The sequence below is a fragment of the Lishizhenia sp. genome, assembly GCF_057456495.1.
In genome coordinates, this window is sequence record NZ_JBVCPV010000325.1 from 1 (window position 1) to 1,574 (window position 1,574).

The following is a 1,574-nucleotide window of genomic DNA, read 5'->3' on the forward strand; positions in this document are numbered from 1 at the left end:
AAAAACTCGTCGCCTTCAAAGCTCAACCGCTTTGCTTTCTCCAGTTTTTCTAAATCAAAAACCTCCAGGCTTTCCAGTACTACCGCTCATGCGATACCCAGGTGTTTTCATCTATTTTCTATACTACAGAACACACATGGTGTTTTGTCCATTTTTCGGGTAAATCTTCGTAGGCTACTCCCATAAGTACCACTTCTTTTTGTTCGGGGAGTATCTCTACGTTATCATCTTCACCTTTAGCCAAAGGTTTTAAGTGGAATAATTTTTCATAGATACGGGCATGTTTTGGTGCAAAAGTGAACAGAATGTAGTCTACTTCCTTCTCATAAACAATATCTGTGGCTTTTTGTATGAGTGTAAAAAGCAATTGAAAATTGTTGGAGTAGTCAAGATGTATGGCATTTCTACATGTATACGCTAACTTATTGCTCATCTCACGTAATTGTTCTACATTTTGATGAAAGCAAGCATTATCTACAGGTAACCCCCCTTTTGCTGTCAAGGGTTATGGAAATGGTTCCTATGGATTTTCCTTCCTTTTTTGCCGCAATAATATAGGTCTGATCACACCTGTCAAAATGAGGATGATGTATTACGCGTGTGTCTTCTTTCACTTCAATTAATCCAGCTCTTAAATAGCTTTCATAGGTTAGTGCGTAAATTTCATCTAATTCCTCTTCCTTCGTAACTCGTACTAAATCTACCCTTCCATTGTTCTCAATTTTAAAGTAGTATGTACACAGAAAAGTGTAAAACCAGAATTGGTCTTTTGAGAATAAGGTAAGTGGAGGTTGGATTGTGATAAAAAAAAAGGGCTCCTTAAAAGAAGCCCTCATTCAAGTTTATATTTAATAACTTATTCACCTAAGTGCATAAAATCTTTCTTCGCTAATAATTCGTCTTCAGACTCTTCGAAATCTGGATCGTCAACACAACAGTCAACAGGACAAACAGCAGCACACTGAGGCTCATCGTGGAAACCAACACACTCCGTACACTTATCCGTTACGATGTAGTATACGTCCATGTCTTTTGGTTCGTGGTCTTGATCGGCTTCTATTTCTTCTCCGTCAAGCGTCGTAATTATACCTGCTAAAGATGTACCGTCTGCATAATTCCATTCAGCTCCACCTTCGTATATTGCATTATTCGGACATTCCGGCTCACATGCTCCGCAATTGATGCACTCATCCGTAATCATTATTGCCATTCTCTTGTATTTTTTAAACGTTAAAACGTAAGTTTGCAAATATAAAACGAAGCAGGCGTATATTTGGTTCGTTTTTGAAAAATATTTGTAAAATATTCATTGTTGAGAACAATATGACAATAGAACAGCGTATAAAAGCTTTTGTAGCCTTAGGAAAGGTAATGCAACATTTAGGAGAAGGAAAAGATTGGGAAAGCACAGACATAGGGCTTACCGCGAGCGAATACGAGAAAATTCAACGCATTATTAATACCCAAATTCATCACAATGGATGGTTTTCAAAAGATAATATTCAAACGAGTTTAAGAAATTTGGCTTCCATGTTAACCGAAGAAGGTTTAACAGCATGGGTCAATAAATACGA

3 protein-coding genes and 1 pseudogene are annotated in these 1,574 nt (G+C 37.3%); 1 reads left to right on the forward strand and 3 read right to left on the reverse strand.

What is annotated here, in order from left to right; genetic code table 11:
* Positions 1–118: 118 nt before the first annotated feature.
* From AC22ZQ_RS14610 to AC22ZQ_RS14620, 3 genes are read right to left on the reverse strand one after another with little or no spacing between them, the layout of a single operon-like run.
* Entirely contained in the window at positions 119–502 is a 384-nt protein-coding gene (locus tag AC22ZQ_RS14610) for an N-acyl amino acid synthase FeeM domain-containing protein (RefSeq protein ID WP_318959484.1), read from the reverse strand.
* Positions 471–836, reverse strand: a complete 366-nt coding sequence (locus tag AC22ZQ_RS14615) for an N-acyl amino acid synthase FeeM domain-containing protein (RefSeq protein WP_318959485.1) — start codon at positions 834–836, stop codon at positions 471–473. Before AC22ZQ_RS14615 ends, AC22ZQ_RS14610 begins: the two co-directional genes overlap by 32 nt.
* A 20-nt stretch (positions 837–856) precedes the next feature.
* Positions 857–1,210 (reverse strand): 4Fe-4S dicluster domain-containing protein, encoded by a 354-nt coding sequence (locus AC22ZQ_RS14620; RefSeq protein WP_318959486.1) that lies wholly within the window; start codon positions 1,208–1,210, stop codon positions 857–859.
* 113 nt (positions 1,211–1,323) lie between these two features.
* Between AC22ZQ_RS14620 and AC22ZQ_RS14625 the strand changes: the two are divergent.
* Positions 1,324–1,574: pseudogene (locus AC22ZQ_RS14625) on the forward strand (hypothetical protein); the annotation flags it as partial.

Bases quoted from the DNA above. Each gene is read 5' to 3' on its own strand.
- AC22ZQ_RS14615 (WP_318959485.1), bottom strand. From the start codon at position 836: ATGAGGGCTTCTTTTAAGGAGCCCTTTTTTTTTATCACAATCCAACCT.
- AC22ZQ_RS14620 (WP_318959486.1), bottom strand. From the start codon at position 1,210: ATGGCAATAATGATTACGGATGAGTGCATCAATTGCGGAGCATGTGAG.